General features: G+C 72.8%; 14 protein-coding genes and 1 riboswitch. Of the genes, 9 read left to right on the top strand and 5 right to left on the bottom strand.

Annotated features, from left to right (window positions below; translation table 11 throughout):
• Positions 1 to 90 precede the first annotated feature (90 nt).
• From ACIQM3_RS08825 to ACIQM3_RS08800, 6 genes are all read left to right on the top strand, one after another.
• Complete coding sequence (locus tag ACIQM3_RS08825) at positions 91 to 1,041, top strand: carbohydrate kinase (protein WP_401620814.1); 951 nt, start codon at positions 91 to 93, stop codon at positions 1,039 to 1,041.
• Positions 1,042 to 1,087: 46 nt separating this feature from the next.
• Positions 1,088 to 2,938, top strand: a complete 1,851-nt coding sequence (locus ACIQM3_RS08820) for an acyl-CoA dehydrogenase (protein WP_401620811.1) — start codon at positions 1,088 to 1,090, stop codon at positions 2,936 to 2,938.
• Entirely contained in the window at positions 2,935 to 3,105 is a 171-nt protein-coding gene (locus ACIQM3_RS08815; protein ID WP_401620808.1) for a hypothetical protein, read from the top strand. The genes ACIQM3_RS08820 and ACIQM3_RS08815 overlap by 4 nt, the downstream gene beginning before the upstream one ends.
• Positions 3,106 to 3,201: 96 nt before the next feature.
• Positions 3,202 to 3,389: riboswitch (cobalamin riboswitch) on the top strand.
• Between the two features lie 29 nt (positions 3,390 to 3,418).
• Positions 3,419 to 4,492, top strand: a complete 1,074-nt coding sequence (locus ACIQM3_RS08810; RefSeq protein ID WP_401620805.1) for an ABC transporter substrate-binding protein — start codon at positions 3,419 to 3,421, stop codon at positions 4,490 to 4,492.
• The gene (locus ACIQM3_RS08805; protein ID WP_401620802.1) at positions 4,489 to 5,574 is read left to right on the top strand and encodes a FecCD family ABC transporter permease; all 1,086 of its coding nucleotides are present in this window, start codon (positions 4,489 to 4,491) and stop codon (positions 5,572 to 5,574) included. Before ACIQM3_RS08810 ends, ACIQM3_RS08805 begins: the two co-directional genes overlap by 4 nt.
• A complete protein-coding gene (locus tag ACIQM3_RS08800; RefSeq protein ID WP_401620799.1) occupies positions 5,571 to 6,377 on the top strand; it encodes an ABC transporter ATP-binding protein in 807 nt (268 codons plus the stop codon). The genes ACIQM3_RS08805 and ACIQM3_RS08800 overlap by 4 nt, the downstream gene beginning before the upstream one ends.
• Before the next feature lie 82 nt (positions 6,378 to 6,459).
• Here the strand turns inward: ACIQM3_RS08800 and ACIQM3_RS08795 are convergent, their stop codons facing one another.
• Positions 6,460 to 7,446 (bottom strand): PRC and DUF2382 domain-containing protein, encoded by a 987-nt coding sequence (locus tag ACIQM3_RS08795; protein ID WP_401620796.1) that lies wholly within the window; start codon positions 7,444 to 7,446, stop codon positions 6,460 to 6,462.
• A 335-nt stretch (positions 7,447 to 7,781) separates the two neighbouring features.
• On the opposite strand from ACIQM3_RS08795, the gene ACIQM3_RS08790 reads away from it, so the two are divergent.
• Together ACIQM3_RS08790 and ACIQM3_RS08785 are read left to right on the top strand one after the other, a co-directional pair.
• On the top strand, positions 7,782 to 8,408 hold the full coding sequence (locus ACIQM3_RS08790; protein ID WP_401622365.1) for an adenosylcobinamide amidohydrolase: 627 nt from the start codon (positions 7,782 to 7,784) through the stop codon (positions 8,406 to 8,408).
• A 48-nt stretch (positions 8,409 to 8,456) separates the two neighbouring features.
• On the top strand, positions 8,457 to 9,350 hold the full coding sequence (locus tag ACIQM3_RS08785) for an NAD(P)-dependent oxidoreductase (RefSeq protein ID WP_401620793.1): 894 nt from the start codon (positions 8,457 to 8,459) through the stop codon (positions 9,348 to 9,350).
• Positions 9,351 to 9,363: 13 nt separating this feature from the next.
• Here ACIQM3_RS08785 and ACIQM3_RS08780 read toward each other — a convergent pair whose 3' ends face one another.
• The 4 genes from ACIQM3_RS08780 to ACIQM3_RS08765 all read right to left on the bottom strand — a co-directional run bounded on the left by ACIQM3_RS08780 (position 9,364) and on the right by ACIQM3_RS08765 (position 14,275).
• Positions 9,364 to 10,620: a sulfite oxidase gene (locus ACIQM3_RS08780; protein WP_401620791.1), complete on the bottom strand. Its 1,257-nt coding sequence runs from the start codon at positions 10,618 to 10,620 to the stop codon at positions 9,364 to 9,366.
• Between the two features lie 64 nt (positions 10,621 to 10,684).
• On the bottom strand, positions 10,685 to 11,845 hold the full coding sequence (locus tag ACIQM3_RS08775; RefSeq protein ID WP_401622362.1) for a homoserine O-acetyltransferase: 1,161 nt from the start codon (positions 11,843 to 11,845) through the stop codon (positions 10,685 to 10,687).
• Positions 11,842 to 13,203 carry a bifunctional o-acetylhomoserine/o-acetylserine sulfhydrylase gene (locus tag ACIQM3_RS08770; RefSeq protein WP_401620788.1) on the bottom strand — a complete coding sequence of 454 codons (1,362 nt, stop codon included), beginning with the start codon at positions 13,201 to 13,203 and terminating at the stop codon, positions 11,842 to 11,844. The genes ACIQM3_RS08775 and ACIQM3_RS08770 overlap by 4 nt, the downstream gene beginning before the upstream one ends.
• 199 nt (positions 13,204 to 13,402) lie before the next feature.
• Positions 13,403 to 14,275: an RNA polymerase sigma factor SigF gene (locus tag ACIQM3_RS08765; protein ID WP_401620786.1), complete on the bottom strand. Its 873-nt coding sequence runs from the start codon at positions 14,273 to 14,275 to the stop codon at positions 13,403 to 13,405.
• Between the two features lie 489 nt (positions 14,276 to 14,764).
• Between ACIQM3_RS08765 and ACIQM3_RS08760 the strand changes: the two genes are divergently transcribed.
• A complete protein-coding gene (locus ACIQM3_RS08760) occupies positions 14,765 to 15,703 on the top strand; it encodes a GNAT family N-acetyltransferase (RefSeq protein WP_401620783.1) in 939 nt (312 codons plus the stop codon).
• Positions 15,704 to 15,721: the final 18 nt, after the last annotated feature.

Below are 15,721 nucleotides of genomic sequence, written 5' to 3'. Positions count from 1 at the left end.
GGGTCACCACGGCTCCCCGCACCCGGGCAGAATCGGCGGCAGTCAGCCCCCTCACCACGACCGCCCGCGTTCTCCAGGAGACCCGCCCCCATGCCCGACAGCCCCGACCTGCTGGTCATCGGCGAATGCGTCGCCGACATCGTCCGGCTGCCGGGCGCGCCGGACCGGACCCACCCCGGCGGCAGCCCCGCGAACGTCGCGTACGGTCTGGCCCGACTGGGCCGGGGCACCACCCTCATCACCCAGCTCGGCCCGGACCCCGACGGGCGGCTGATCGAGGCCCACCTGGCTTCGGCCGGGGTACGGGTCCTCGACGACGGCAGCGGCGCGCCCACTCCCGCCGCCACGGTGGACCTCGACGAGGCGGGCCGGGCCACGTACACCTTCGCGATCAGCTGGACGCTGGGCCCGGTCGCGTGGCCCGGGGAGCCGCCCCGGCACGTCCACACCGGGTCCCTCGCCACCGTCCTGGACCCCGGTGCGGACACCGTCCTGGACCTCGTCGGGTCACTGCGCGCGGCGGCGACCGTCAGTTACGACCCCAACGTACGGCCCGGGCTGATGGGGGACCACGCCCGAGCCGTACGCCGCGCCGAGCGCTGGGTAGCGCTCAGCGACATCGTCAAGGCCAGCGACGAGGACCTGCGATGGCTCTACCCGGACGAGGCGCCGGAGAGGGCCGCCGAGCGATGGCTGCGCTCCGGGCCCGCGGTCGTCCTGGTCACCCGGGGCGCCGGAGGGGCGACGGCCTTCCTGACGGGCGGGACCGTGAGCGTCGGCGCGCCACCCGTCCGGGTCGCGGACACGGTGGGCGCAGGCGACGCCTTCATGTCCGCCACGCTGCACGCCCTGGCCTCGTACGGACTGCTCGGAGGACAGGCCCGCGCCCGCCTGCGCTCGCTGGACGCCGCCGTCCTGGGCGACGTGCTGCGCCACGCCGTGGCGTCGGCCGCTGTGACCGTCCAACGGGCAGGTGCCCTGCCTCCCGACGAGGAGGAGCTGGCGGCGGCCCTCACCAGCGTGCCGGTCCGGGAGCGGTAGACCGTCCAGGGGTGTCCTCGCCCGCATCACGGTCGTTGATTTCGTTATGACCGTGCCCCTTACCGACACCGCCCCACCGCCCACCACCGAACTGCTGACCGGCGTCATCCTCGGTCCGGAATTCCGCCGCGAGCACGGGTTCTGGCAGCGGCTGATCAGCACAGAACCGTTCCGCCGCCCCGCCGGTGGAACGCCCGAAGAGCGACTGGACCTCGCCTACGACCGGTTGCGGATCCTCAACCTCTCCCTCGACAGCGGAGCACGCCTCGCCGCCGACCCCCGCGCGATGGCCGCCCTGCACGCCTGGCTCGGCCCGGTGGACCCCGCGCTGACCACCGTGGCGGGTATCCACTACAACCTCTTCCTCGGCAGCCTCCTCGACCACGACTGCGTCGGCCGCCGCGACCTGTCGGACTATCTGTCGATGCGGCGCATCGGTACCTTCCTCTGTACGGAGGTGGCACACGGCAACAACGCTGCCGCCATGGAGACCACCGCCACCTACGACCGTGAGCGCGACGGCTTCGTCCTGCACACCCCGAATCCGGGCGCGCAGAAGTTCATGCCCAACACCAGCCCGGCGGGCGGAGCGAAGTCCGGCCTGGTCGCCGCCCGCCTGGTGGCCGATGGCTCCGACCACGGGGTACGCCTTTTCCTGGTGCCGCTCACCGACGACGCGCAGGCGCTGCCCGGTATCCGGGTGCGGCGGCTGCCGGCCCGGATGGGCAGCCCGGTCGACCACTGCCTGACCTCGTTCGACCGGCTCTTCGTGGCACGGGACGCCCTGCTGGGATCCGCCGAGGAGAGCGTTGCACCAGGGGAGTTCAGAACGGGACCGGGGGACAGGCGGCGGCGCTTCCTCGCCTCGATCGGGCGGGTCACCCCCGGCCGGATCTCCATGAGCGCCTGCGCGGCGGGCTCGGCCCGCGCGACCCTGGCGGTCGCCGTTCGCTACGGCGGCCACCGGATGATCTCCGGCTCCCGGGGCGCCCCGCCGGTGCCGGTGAACGCCCATCGGACGCACCACGGACCGCTCGCCTCGGCCATGGCCACGGTCTTCGCCATGAGCCTGCTGTACCGCAGGGCACAGGAGCGCTGGGAAGCCTGTACGGAGGAGGACGCCCGGACGGACGCGGTACGGCTGGTCGACGTCGCCAAGGCGTGGATCACCTGGCGGGCCCGCGACGTCATCGTCGAGAGCCGCGAACGCTGCGGCGCGCAGGCTCTGCTGGAGAACAACGGCATGACCGAACTCGTCACGGGCGTGGAGGGTGCCATCACCGCGGAGGGGGACAACATCGCCCTGTACGCCAAGGCGGCGGCCGACATGCTGTTCGCCGCCGAGCCGGCCGGTGACGACACCCCGGGCCGGGCCCCGCACCCCGGGGACCTCGCCGACCCGTACTTCCTGGGCCGGCTCCTCGCCTCGGTCCAGGGCATCTGGTTCGACCGGGCCAGGGCCCGCGCGCTGCGGGCGCCCGACGCCGACGCCCTCGGCCGGTGGAACGCGGCCTCGGGTCCCGCCCTGCGCGGGGTCGAGGCCTACGCGTACCGACAGGCTGCCGAGGCCTACGCCGAGGCCCGCGCGACGCTGCCCGACGGGGCGGCCAGGGACCGGCTCGGGGAGCTGGAGCGGCTGTTCGCCCTCGAATGGGTCTCCCGCAACAGCGGCGACCTGCTGGCAGCCGGTCTCCTGAGCACCGCTCAGGTGGACGCCCTGCCCGAGGCCGTCGAGGAGCTCGTCACGGCCGTCGCCGCGCACGCTCCGGAGCTGGCCGACTCCTTCGCGCTGCCCGAGGAGCTGCTCGCCGACTGGCCGATCGCCGGACCCGGCTACGCGGACGCGTACGACGACCCAGGGGGCCCGTGGAACGTCTGCCCGGCGGACGCCCGATGAGCGCCGGAGGCAAGGGGCAGACGGTCTGCGACCGCTTGGGCGAGCACCTGGAGATCCTGGGACTGCGCGCCGTCCTGCTCGCCTACTGGGGTACGACGTCCGTGCTCACCCGCCGCAGCGGGAAGCCGCAGGCGGACCGCGGCGAATCGGTTCGCCCCAAGCCCTGACCCGCCCGACGGCCGGCCGGTACGGAGAGGGAGAAGCCCCCAAGGCGCCCCCCGCCCCGTACCGGCGACGGCCCCCGAGGCAGCCGGTGCGCCGCGTGATAGCTTGCAGACGCCAGTCACACTCCACGTGGAGTCAGGGAATCCGGTGAGAATCCGGAGCTGACGCGCAGCGGTGAGGGGGACGGGCGGGGCCACAGCCACTGGAACACCCTCGGGTGCACCGGGAAGGCGCCTCGTCCGGACGAACCCGAGTCCGAAGACCTGCTGGCAACCGCTTCCGCACCGGGAGCGGAACTCCGTACGGGCTCCGCGCATGAGCCCAGAGAACGCCGAGGTCTCCGTGCCGCCCATAGCCAGCACCGTTCGCCGAACAGCCCTGCTCATCACGGGACTTGTCCTTCTGACCGCATGCGGCCAAGGCGGGAGCACTTCCGACGGCGCGGCACGGGACGAGGCCGGCGACGGCTTCCCCGTGACGCTGAAGAACTGCGGCCGTACGGTGACCGTCGACGCGGCACCGCGTCACGCCGTCTCCCTCAACCAGGGATCGACGGAGATCCTGCTCTCCCTGGGCCTCGCCGACAGGCTGGCCGCCACCGCGACCTGGACGGACCCGGTCATGAAGGGCCTGGAGAAGGACGAATCCACGGTGGAGCGCCTCGCCGAGAACCAGCCCTCCTCCGAGAAGGTCCTCGCCGAGGAACCCGACTTCGTCAGTGCCTCGTTCGAATCCACCCTCGGCAAGGGCGGGGTGGCGTCCCGCGACCAGTTCGAGGAGCTCGGCGTACCGACGTACCTCTCACCCTCCGACTGCGCGGGCAAGGACAACACCGGCAGCAGTGACGGCTCCCGCTCCGAGCCCCTGACCATGGACCGCGTGTACGGCGAAGTACGCGACCTGGCCAAGGTGTTCGGAGTCCCGGGCCGGGGCGAGGAGCTGGTGAGGAGCCTCCGGAGCCGCGTGGACAGGGCGACCGCGGACATCGACGCGTCCGGCACCACGATGCTCTACTGGTTCGCCAACGCCGAGGCCCCGTACCTGGCGGGGTGCTGCGGCGCCCCCGGCATCATCACCGAGGAGCTCGGCGCGAAGAACGTCTTCGACGACACGCACGAGGAATGGCCCCAGATCAACTGGGAGACCGTCGCCGACAGGAACCCCGACGTGCTGGTCATCGGGGATCTGACCCGGAAGTCGCAGACGGCCGAGAGCGCAGCGAAGAAGATCGAGTTCCTGGAGTCCAACCCCGCCACGAAGAACATGGACGCCGTCCGGCACAAGCGGTACGTCCTGCTGAGCGGCCAGGCGATGAATCCGACCATCCGGACCGTGGAGGGCGTGGAGCGCGTCGCGGCCGGGCTGCGCTCGTTCGGGCTCGCGGGGTGACGGAGACCGAACGCGCCCCGGACGTACGGGCGGAGCAGCCGGCCGCGGTCCGGACGGCCGCCGGAGCCCGGCTCCTGCGCGACGGCGTCCTGTGGAGCGCCGGGGTCGCCCTGCTGCTCCTGTCCGTCGCGGTCGCGGTCACGATCGGACCCGCCCGCATCTCCGTCCCGGACGTCTGGTCCGCGGTGGCCTCGCACCTCGGCCTGGGAGACGGGCGGCTGACCCCGATCCGGGACGGCATCATCTGGAACCTGCGCATGCCCCGCACCCTGCTCGCCGCGGTGTGCGGGGCCGGGCTCGCGGTGTGCGGCACCGTGATGCAGTCGCTGCTGCGCAACCCGCTCGCGGACCCCTTCGTCCTCGGTGTCTCCTCCGGGGCGTCCACCGGTGCGGTCGTGGTCGTCGTCCTGGGCGTCGGCGGCGGAGCAGTGTCGGTCTCGGGCGGTGCGTTCGTCGGGGCGCTGTGCTCGTTCGCCCTCGTCCTGCTGCTCAGCCACACCCTCGGCGGATCCACCGACCGGGTCGTCCTCTCCGGGGTCGCGGCCATGCAGCTCTTCTCCGCGCTCACGTCCTTCGTCGTGATGACCGCCGCCGACGCCGAGCAGACCCGGGGCGTGCTCTTCTGGCTGCTCGGCTCGCTGAGCGGGGTGGGCTGGGGCGATGTGTGGATGTGCTCGGCCGTGCTGGCCGTGACGCTGCTGATCTGCCTCGGCCATGCCCGTACGCTCGACGCCTTCGCCTTCGGCCAGGACGCCGCGGCCGCCCTGGGCGTGCACGTGGGCCGCACCCGGATCGTGCTGCTCTGCACCACCGCGCTCCTGACGGCGGCCCTGGTCAGCTCCGCGGGCGCCATCGGCTTCGTCGGCCTCGTCCTGCCGCACGCCGCCCGGGCGCTGACGGGTTCGGGGCACCGGAGGCTGCTGCCGGTGACCGCTCTCGCCGGAGCCGTGTTCCTGGTCTGGGTCGACACCCTGGCCAGGACCGTCCTCGACCCGCAGGAGGTCCCGGTCGGTGTGGTCACCTCCCTCATCGGGGTGCCCGTCTTCGTCCTCATCCTCCACCGCACCAGGAGGAGTGCGTGAACCCGGAAGCCGTCCCCGGCGACGGCCTGCGGGCCGACCGGGTCAGCAGGGAGGCCGGCGGACGGATCGTCCTCGACGGAGTGAGCATCGCACCACCGCCCGGCACCACCGTCGGGCTCCTGGGGCCCAACGGCTCCGGCAAGACCACGCTGCTGCGGGTGATGGCGGGCGTACTCGTCCCCGGCGCGGGCGTCGTCACCCTCGACGGCCGTACGCTCGCCGAAACCGGCCGGCGCCGCGTGGCCCGCCGAGTGGCCGTCGTGGACCAGCACGCGGTCACCCAGGTCGACCTGAGCGTGCTGGACGTCGTCCGCCTCGGCCGCATCCCGCACCGGCGGGCCTGGTCCGCGCCCGGACCCGAGGACGATGCCGCCGTACGCGAGGCCCTGGCGCGCACCGGGCTCGCCGACCGTGCCGCACAGTCCTGGCACACCCTGTCGGGTGGTGAGCGGCAGCGGGTGCAGATCGCCCGCGCCCTCGCCCAGGAGCCGCGTGAGCTCCTGCTGGACGAACCCACCAACCACCTGGACATCCAGCACCAGCTGGAGCTGCTCTCCCTGGTCGCCGCGCTGCCCGTCACCGCGGTGGTCGCGCTGCACGACCTCAATCTGGCCGCCATGTTCTGCGACCGGGTCACGGTCATGAAGGAAGGCCGGGTGGTCGCCGGCGGAACGCCCTCGGAGGTGATCACCGAGGAACTCATCGCCGACGTCTACCGGGTGCGCGCGGTGGTCACGCCGGAAGGGCCCGGCGGGCGCCCCTCCGTGCGGTTCCTGCCGGGGGAAGCCGTCCACCGGCGGTAGCGCGACGAGAGGGCGGGCCCGTGAACCACCCGGGTCCGCCCCTCGCTACTGTCGCGCGGCCTTTCGCCGCTGTGTGAGGGGGTCAGCGACGACGTCCCTGGCCGAACTCGCCGCCCATGTCCTTGCCGCTGCCCATGTCGTCCTTGCCGTCCGCGTAGTCGATCTTCTCCTTGCGGAGCTCGGCGGAGACTTCCTTCTGCTCGGTGACCTTGCTGGTTTCGAGACGGACCCGTTCCACGGGGACCGCCTCCTTGCGGACGGTGGCTCGTTCGGCGTGCAGGGTGACTTCGACGTCCTGTTCGCCGAGGTCGTTCGTGCCCTTCACACCTGTGACCTTCTCGCCCGGCTGCAGAGGCTCGCGCACCACGCGCACCTCCTCGTGGGACACCGGCACCGTCCGCGTGACGTTCTCCGTCACGACGTACTTGTGCAGGCGTGCCTTCCCGCTCTCGTACTCCTCCGTGCCGACCTGGAGCTGCTCCTCGGACCGGACCATCTCCTCGCGGCCGCCGGCACCCGCGGCGGACCGCTCGGCTCCGGCTCCGGCAAGCGGGCGGGACGTGGAGGAGGTCTCCGTGTCGCGGTGCCTGCCCGCGGCACCGGTGGCCTTCGCCTGGCCGCCGGAGGTCGTGCGGGCGGTGCCGGCCGCACCGGCTGCCCCGGCCGCACCCGCGGCACCCATGGCTCCCGTTCCGGTCCCGGACGTCGTGCGCGCGTCGCCGCCCGCTCCGGTGCGTCCGGTGGCCTTCTTGGTCATCCCGTAGTGCCGGTAGAGCTCCTCCTCCTCCGAAACGGAGAGGTGCGCGTCCGCGTCCACCCGGGGGGCTTCCTTGACGCGGTCCTTCGGATGCGAGACGTGCAGGTCGGAGCCCACCCGGCGGGCTCCGGCAAGCGGAACGAAGCTCTCCTTCATGCCGAACATGCCGGTCTTGACCGTGATCCAGTCGGGCTTGCCGGTGTCGTCGTCGACGTACACCCGCCCCACCGTGCCGACCTTCTCTCCGTCGCTGTCGTAGACGGTCAGACCGTCGAGTTCTCCGGAATCCGTGAAACCGTCAGCGGCTCCCATGGCCGATTCCTCCTCGCCCGGGCGCGTCCTGCGGTTGGGTCCAGCAGGGGAGGCGCGTCCGGATTCCATCGCGCCTCACCCGGTTGGACGGTGCAACTTCCCGGCCTGGGCGGCGAGCGGCCCAGGACACCGGGGAGGGGCGGTGGCCCCGTTCCACGCGGGTATCGGCCCCGCCACACGCGTTACGCCATTCGAGTGAGCACTCTCCATGGGCGCGCCGGGTGTGCGGTCCCGGCCCGCCCGTATGATCGACGCCGCTGCCGACGGTCGGCAGGCTTGTCACGGGGTGCGTCATCGGATCCGTAGTCATCCGTCCGCCTCGACAGCGGGGCGAGCTGCTGGCCCGGCAGGAGGACGGCCTCGGGCTGCACCATCTGGTCTGGCGGCTGGGGCCCGGCTGGCGGGTGTGCAGCAGCGCCGTGCTCGGCGGCGGGATCGGCCCCCGGGCCTGGATCCTGAACGCCCAGGTGCCCGGCGGCTACCCCCGGCTCGACCCCGACCGGCACCTCGCCGAGATCGCGGCGTCCGAGGCGCTCGACGGGTTGGGCGCCGGACTCATGACCGCCGCCGATGTCACCGCGCACACCGTCGCCGACGACGGCGGAGTGACCGCGACCGTCACCAGCGGCCTCGGCGTACGGGGATGGGCCGCGGCCCCGACGGAGGGCACCGACGGCCCGCGGCCGCCGGGAACCGTCAACATCGTCGTCACCCTGCCCGTGGCGCTCTCCGACGCCGCCCTGGTCAACGCGGTGGCGACCGCCACCGAGGCGAAGGTCCAGGCGCTCGTGGACGCCGGACTCGACTGCTCGGGGACCCCGACCGACGCGGTGTGCGTCGCCGCGCCGGACCCGGGAGAGCAGCCCGGCGAGCCGTTCGCCGGACCACGTTCGCGCTGGGGCGCGCGACTCGCCAGAGCCGTGCACCGCGCCGCCCTGGAGGGTGCCCTGCGGCAGTCTTGAGGCCCACGGGTCCCGAGACCAGCCCGCACCGACGAAGGGAATCTCCCCATGACCACCGCATCCCCCGCCGACGCCGCCCCCGGCACGCCGACCGTCGCGGTCCTCGGCACCGGGATCATGGGAGCCGGGATGGCCCGCAGCCTGCTCAGGGCACGGCTCCCCGTCAGGGTATGGAACCGCACACGGTCCAGGGCAGAACCGCTGGCCACCCACGGCGCCACCGTGACGGACACGCCCGAGGAAGCGGTACGCGGAGCCGACGTCGTCCTCACCGCCCTGAACGACGGCCGAGCCGTGGCGGAGACCCTCACCGCCGCCACGCCCGGTCTGCGTCCGGGGCAGGTCTGGCTGCAGAGCGCCACCGTGGGCCTCGACGCCACGACCGACCTCGCCCACCGATCCGCCGGACTGGGGCTGGTCTACCTGGACGCCCCCGTCTCCGGCACGAAACAGCCCGCGGAGCAGGGCACGCTCACCGTGTTCGTCTCAGGCCCCTCGAGCGCCCGCGCCACCGCACTCCCCGTCCTGGAGGCCATCGGTCAGCGCACCGTGTGGGTCGGCGAGGAACCGGGGGGCGCCACCCGGCTCAAGCTCGTCGCCAACACCTGGGTGATCAACCTGGTCAACAGCGTGGCGGAGTGCCTCAACCTCTCGGAGGGGCTCGGGCTCGACCCGCAGCTCTTCCTGGACGCCATGAAGGGCGGCCCACTGGACACGCCGTATCTCCAGGGCAAGTCCGCGGCGGTGCTCTCCGGCGATCTCAGCCCGAGCTTCGCGCTCTCCACCGCGCTCAAGGACTCCCGGCTGATCCTCGACGCGGCCGAGGCCTCCGGAGTGACGCTCGACCTGGTCGCCGCCTCCGCCGAGCGGTTCACCCGGGCGGAGGCGGCCGGACACGGCGGCCAGGACATGATCGCCACGTACTACGCGGGCCGGTCCTGACGGTCCTCGTCGGTCAGACCACGGTCACCGGGTGCCTCACCACCGCGTCGAAGAGATAGCCCTGCGTGTTGTGGGCCGTCGTCTCCGGCTGGGTGCGTCCCGCCCGGTCCGTGGCCCGCGCGAGCAGCACCCCCAGGCCGGGCGCCGTCGGAACCCAGTCGGCGGTCCAGCGGACCCAGCTCCCGGCCCGGGGCTCGTCGCGCAGCCGTGCGCGGCGCCACCGGACGCCACCGTCGGTGCTGACCTCGACCGAGCGCACCGGTGCGCCGCCCGACCAGGACCGGCCCGTGAGCAGATGCCTGCGGTGGGCGGCGAACGAGGCACCGGGCGCGAGTTCGAACGCGCTCTTGAGCGTCTGCCGGGTCAGCGGCGCGCTGCCCTCGGGCGGATACCCGGGGCCGAAGAGCCGGTACAGGCCCGTGTTCCACGGGCTCAGCAGCGGCTCCGCGCTCACCTCGATGTCGCCCACCCACTTGATGTTCGCTATGCCCACCCAGGACGGGACGATCAACCGGACCGGCGCGCCGTGGTCGGGCGGCAGCGGCTCGCCGTTCATCTCGTACGCGAGGAGGACGTCGTCCAGGGCCTTCGCCACCGGGAGGGGCCTGCGCACCCGGCCCAGGTTCGTCCCGTCGCTGACGACCTCCGCGTCCAGGCCGCGCGGCAGCACGTCGACCGCGTTCCGGCCGATGCCCGCCCGGCGCAGCACATCGGCGAGCCGCGCCCCACGCCAGCGCGCCGTGCCGATCGCGCCCAGGGTCCACGCGGTGCCGCTGACCTGCTGTCCCTGCTGCGAGGTGAAGTAGCTCCTGCCGTTGCCCGCACACTCGACGAACGCGGTGCGGGAGACGGACGGCAGGGCGCGCAGAGCCTCGTACGAGAAGTCCACCGGACCGCCGGTCAGTCCGCTGCCCCAGACCGTCAGCTTCCAGTCCGCCGCGTCGACGGCCGGGGTCGCGGTGTGGTTGCGGACGAAGAAGCGGTCGGCCGGGGTCAGCAGCCCGGTGTGCCGCAGCGCCGCGAAGTTCGTCTCGGCGTTGGTGCCGCGCACCGTGAACAGCTCAGGCGGCAAGGGCTTCACCACGCCCGCCAGGGACTGCGCCGCGTGCGCGGGGGACGCGGCGGCCGGGAGGAGCGGGGCCGCGACCGAGGCCGCGGCGACCAGCTTCAGCAGATCGCGGCGGTCGATCCCCGCGGATCTCGCGCCGCCACGGGTCCATTGGCGAAGCCGCCTCCGGTCGTACACGGCTTCGGACGGTACGGCACTCATGGGCGCTCCAGGGGAAGAGGTCTGCGGTCAGGGCGGTCAGGGCAAGGATCGGGATCGGGCAGGTTCAGCCGTCCGGGGGCAGCAACTCCCTTACGAGAGCGCCCACCTGGTCCGTCTCGATGAGGAACCCGTCGTGTCCGTGAGGTGATTCGATGATCCGGAGTCGGTCGGCCCCGGGCAGCAGCTCCGCCTGCTCCGCCTGCTGCGCCGGTGGATACAGCCGATCCGAATCGATGCCCGCGACCAGGGCGGGCATGCCGGCCCGGCGCAGTGCCCGCGCGACACCGCCACGGCCCCGCCCCACGTCGTGCGCGTTCATCGCCTCGGTGAGCACCACATAGCTGCCCGCGTCGAAGCGGCGTACCAGCTTGGACGCGTGATGGTCGAGATACGACTCCACCTGGTAGCGCCCTCCCTGCGAGGGCAGTTCACCGGGCTGCGGTCGCCGGCCGAACCGTGCGCCCAGTTCCGCCTCGCTGCGATACGTGACATGGGCGATCCGCCGGGCCAGCCCGAGCCCCTGGTGGGGGCCCGAACCGGGTGGTGCGTCGTGGTAGCCGCCGCCCGCCCAGCCCGGGTCGTTCCGGATGGCGGCGATCTGCGTGGAGCCCCAGGCGATCTGTTCGGCCGAGGAGGCGGCGGGAGCGGCGAGCACCAGCAGCGATCCCGTACGGCCGGGACGGCTCACCGCCCATTCGAGCGCCCGCATGCCGCCCATCGAACCGCCGATCACCGCGGCCCACCGTCCGATCCCCAGGGCATCGGCCACCAGCGCCTCGGCCGCCACCTGGTCGCGCACCGTCAGGTAGGGGAAGTCCCCGCCCCAGCGGGAGCCGTCGGGCCGCCGGGAGGACGGACCCGTGCTGCCCTGGCAGCCGCCCAGGACGTTCGGCGCGACGACGAACCAGCGGTCGGTGTCCAGTGCCCGGCCCGGTCCGATCAACGCGTCCCACCAGCCCGCCGACGGATGCCCGGGCCCGGCGGGGCCCGCCGCGTGACTGTCACCGGTCAGCGCGTGCAGCACCAGCACCGCGTTGGCGCCGTCCGGTGCGAGACGGCCCCAGGTCTCGTACGCCAGCCGTGCCCCGGGCAGCGTGGCACCGGACTCGAGGCCGAACGGGCCGTCGAGCGTCACCCACGAGCGGCGGCCGGGCGGGTCCCCCTCCCGTCGGCCTCCGGAAGCCGGCGGGAGAGGGAGCGAGGACGGCGCGAAGACGCGGTTCAGGACGCCGCCTTGGCGGCGCGGAACCCTGCCTCCAGATCCGCCTTCAGGTCGTCCACGTTCTCCAGGCCCACGGAGAGCCGCACCAGCCCCGCGGTGGCTCCCGTGGCGGCGAGCTGCTCCTCGGTCAGCTGGCTGTGCGTCGTGGACGCCGGATGGATGATCAGGCTCCGCACGTCACCGATGTTGGCGAGGTGGCTGAACAGTTCGACCGCGTCCACGAACCGCTTGCCGGCCTCCACCCCGTCCCGGAGTTCGAAGGCGAGCACGGCACCGGCGCCGCGCGGCAGGTAGCGCCGGCCGGTCTCGTACCAAGGGCTCGACTCCAGGCCGGCGTAGTGCACGGCCGACACCTCGTCGCGGTTCTCCAGCCAGCGGGCGAGCGCCAGGGCGTTGGACGTGTGCCGCTCCAGACGCAGGCTCAGCGTCTCCACGCCCTGGAGGAGGAGAAAGGCGGAGTGCGGCGAGAGCGCCGGCCCGAGGTCGCGCAGCAGCTGGACCCTGAGCTTCACGGCGAACGCGCCGCGTCCGAGGTCCGGCCAGTACCGCAGGCCGTGGTAGCTGGGGTCCGGCGTGTGGAAGTCCGCGAAGCGCTCGGCGTGGGCGCCGAAGTCGAAGGTGCCGCCGTCCACGACGACCCCGCCGATCGTGGTGCCGTGCCCCCCGAGGAACTTCGTCGCCGAGTGGATCACGATGTCCGCGCCGTGCTCCAGCGGACGCAGGAGGTAGGGCGTGGGAACGGTGTTGTCGACGATCAGCGGGACCCCCGCGCCGTGCGCCACGTCCGCCACGCTCCGGATGTCGAGGACGTCACCCCGAGGATTGCCCAGCGTCTCCGCGAACAGTGCCTTGGTGCCGGGCCGGATCGCCGCACGCCACGCCTCGATGTCGTCGGGGTCCTCCACGAACGACACCTCGATCCCGAAGCGGGGAAGCGTGTGCCGGAACAAGTTGTACGTACCGCCGTAGAGGGAGGCGGAGGAGACGATGTGGTCGCCGGCGCCCGCCAGCGTCAGCAGCGCGAGCGTCTCGGCCGCCTGGCCGGAGGCGAGCGCGACGGCGGCGACCCCGCCCTCGAGCGCGGCGATCCGCTGCTCCAGGACGTCCTGTGTGGGGTTGTGGATCCGGGTGTAGATGTTGCCGGGCTCGGCCAGCGAGAAGAGGTCCGCCGCGTGCTTGGTGTCCTTGAAGACGAAGGAGGTCGACTGGTAGATCGGCACCGCGCGGGCCCCGGTCGTCGGATCGGGGACCGCGCCGGAGTGGATCTGCTTCGTCTCGAAGGACCACGCGGCCCCGGCTTCCTGCCGGTCGTGGTCCTCAGGGGTGTGTCCCGCGGTGACGGAGTCGACGGGCTGGCTCATGTGATACCTCGCACGGTCGTTCGGGATGTCCGCGCGAGCACGGTGGCGACGCGGCGGCGTACTGATTACGGACCGTAGAGGCCGCCCGCGCCGGGACGGAAGCCGGTCGCGCACGTGGCCACGAAGCTGCAATGCCGCCGCAACAGACAAGCCGGACCGGCCCCGTCACAGACGGAGCCGGCCCGGCGTCGGCCGTAGGTCAGTCCTGTATGAACATCCCGCTGCGCAGCTTGCTGAGCATGCGGCTGAGCAGCCGGGAGACATGCATCTGCGAGATGCCGAGCTCCTCGCCGATCTGAGCCTGTGTCATCTCCTGGCCGAACCGCATGTCGATGATGCGGCGCTCACGCGCGTCGAGATCACCCAGCAGCGGGGCGAGCGTCTGGAGATTCTCGACCGTCTCCATCGCGGGGTCGGGCTCGCCCAGCACATCCGCCATGGTGCGCCCGCCCGACGCGCGGCCAACCGGTTCCGCAGCGTCGGCCGGCAGGTCGATCGACCCCGCCGTGTAGCCGTTGGCCGCGACGAGGCCCTCGGTGATCTCCCCCTCCTCGAGGCCGAGGTACTCGGCGAGCTCCCGCACCGTGGGGTCCCGGTCGAGGCCCGCCGCGAGCGTCTCCTTCGCCTTCGCGAGCTCCACCCGCAACTCCTGCAGCCGCCGCGGCACATGCACGGACCAGGTGGTGTCCCGGAAGAAGCGCTTGATCTCACCGACGATGTAGGGCACGGCGAACGAGGTGAACTCGACCTCGCGGGAGAGGTCGAAGCGGTCGATCGCCTTGATCAGACCGATGGTGCCGACCTGGACGATGTCCTCCATGTCGCCGCCGCCCCGATTACGGAAGCGTCCCGCGGCGAACCGTACGAGGGAGAGGTTCATCTCTATGAGGGTGTTCCGGGTGTACTGGTACTCCGCGGTGCCCTCGTCGATCTCCCGCAGGGCGTCGAAGAAGAGCTTCGACAGCTTCCGTGCGTCCTGGGGGGCGACCTGTCCGGCGTCCTCGATCCAGGGGATCCCGTCCGGGGCACCTGCCCGTTCCGCACCGGCGGTCTGTGCAGTGTGCAGGGTCATCCCGTCACGCTCCTCAGATTGCGGGCCCTGAGGTGTATGCGTCTGCCCGGTGGTCCGCAACTCATGCGGAGAGGAGTTGATTTGAGCCAGGGTCATGCCTGGATTGGCCGAGAACGGACGTGATCGTCCTCCGGGTCACGATGACGGAGCTTCGCGCGCCCCGGGAGTGTCGCGCGGAAGCACACAGAACCGCCCCACCGGTACGGGGGAGCCCGGTGGGGCGGCCATGTCCAGAGTGCCACAGGCCGAGGTCCGGTGGGGCCGTATCCCGCGCAGTGGTGCGCGATTCGCAGGACCGGCCGGGCGGGCGCACACCCTGCCGCACGCACGGGTCCGCCCGGTTCCGACGCGGCACCACGGAGGCGGGATGCCCTGGTGAGCGCGTTGATTGCATGTGTGTGAACGGTCCGGCCGCCCGGGAATAGAAGCGGGCCCGCCGGCCTTCCACCCCTGTCCCCGGCCGCCGAGACCAACGGAGTGAGAGAGTCCATGCCCGAGGCCACACCCCCGCTCACGAACCCGCCCACGTCGCGGAGCACGGACACGCACACGTCCCGGAGCGAGGACCCGTCCACGCCGAATACGACGGGCCCGTCCACGCCGCGTACGCCGGACCCGTCCACGCCGCGTACGCCGGACCCGTCCACGGCGACCGTGCCCGGCCCCGGTGCGGAGACCGAAGGGCCCCATCCGCTGGACAACCCCGCCCGCGCCTCGCTGACCGGCCCGCACGCGCACTTCGCCGAGCGGCGCGGCCGCATCCTGCGTTACCGCCCCGACGTCACCCCCTGGCTGGCTCTGCCGGACGCGCCCGACGCCCAGGACTGGGCCGACGTCGCCGCACTCGCGGGCCCTGGTGCGCCCGTCACTCTCACCGCTTTCCGTGAGCCCCCGCCCGCCGACTGGGAAATCGTCTTCCACGCCGAGGGCGTCCAGCTGGTGGACCACTCGGTGGACGCCGCCCCCGACCCGGAGGCCCTGCTGCTCGGCCCCGCCGACGTGCCGGACATGCTGGACCTGGTCGAGCGCACCCGCCCCGGCCCGTTCCTGCCGCGCACCGTGGAGCTCGGCACCTATCTCGGGATCCGCCGCGCCGGAGTCCTGGTCGCGATGGCGGGGGAGCGGCTGCACCCACCCGGCTGGACCGAGATCAGTGGCGTCTGCACCGACAGCTCGGTACGGGGTCAAGGACTCGCGACGCGTCTCGTCAGGGCGGTCGCCCACGGCATCAGGGAGCGGGGCGAGACACCCTTCCTGCACGCCGCCGCGTCGAACACCTCCGCCATCCGGCTCTACGAATCCCTCGGCTTCACCCTGCGCCGCAGGACCGCCTTCCTCTCGGCCCTCGTCCCGGCGGAGGCGGAGCCGCGCGCGGACGCCAGGACCCGGGGCCAGGGGGCGGGTAGCTTGGAACACGCGGGGCGTTAGGGACGGACAGGCGGGAGG

It is taken from the genome of Streptomyces sp. NPDC091271, from assembly GCF_044757505.1.
Classification (GTDB): domain Bacteria; phylum Actinomycetota; class Actinomycetes; order Streptomycetales; family Streptomycetaceae; genus Streptomyces.
The sequence above is the reverse complement of the archived record's forward strand: the minus strand, read 5'-3'. Positions and strand labels throughout refer to the sequence as shown.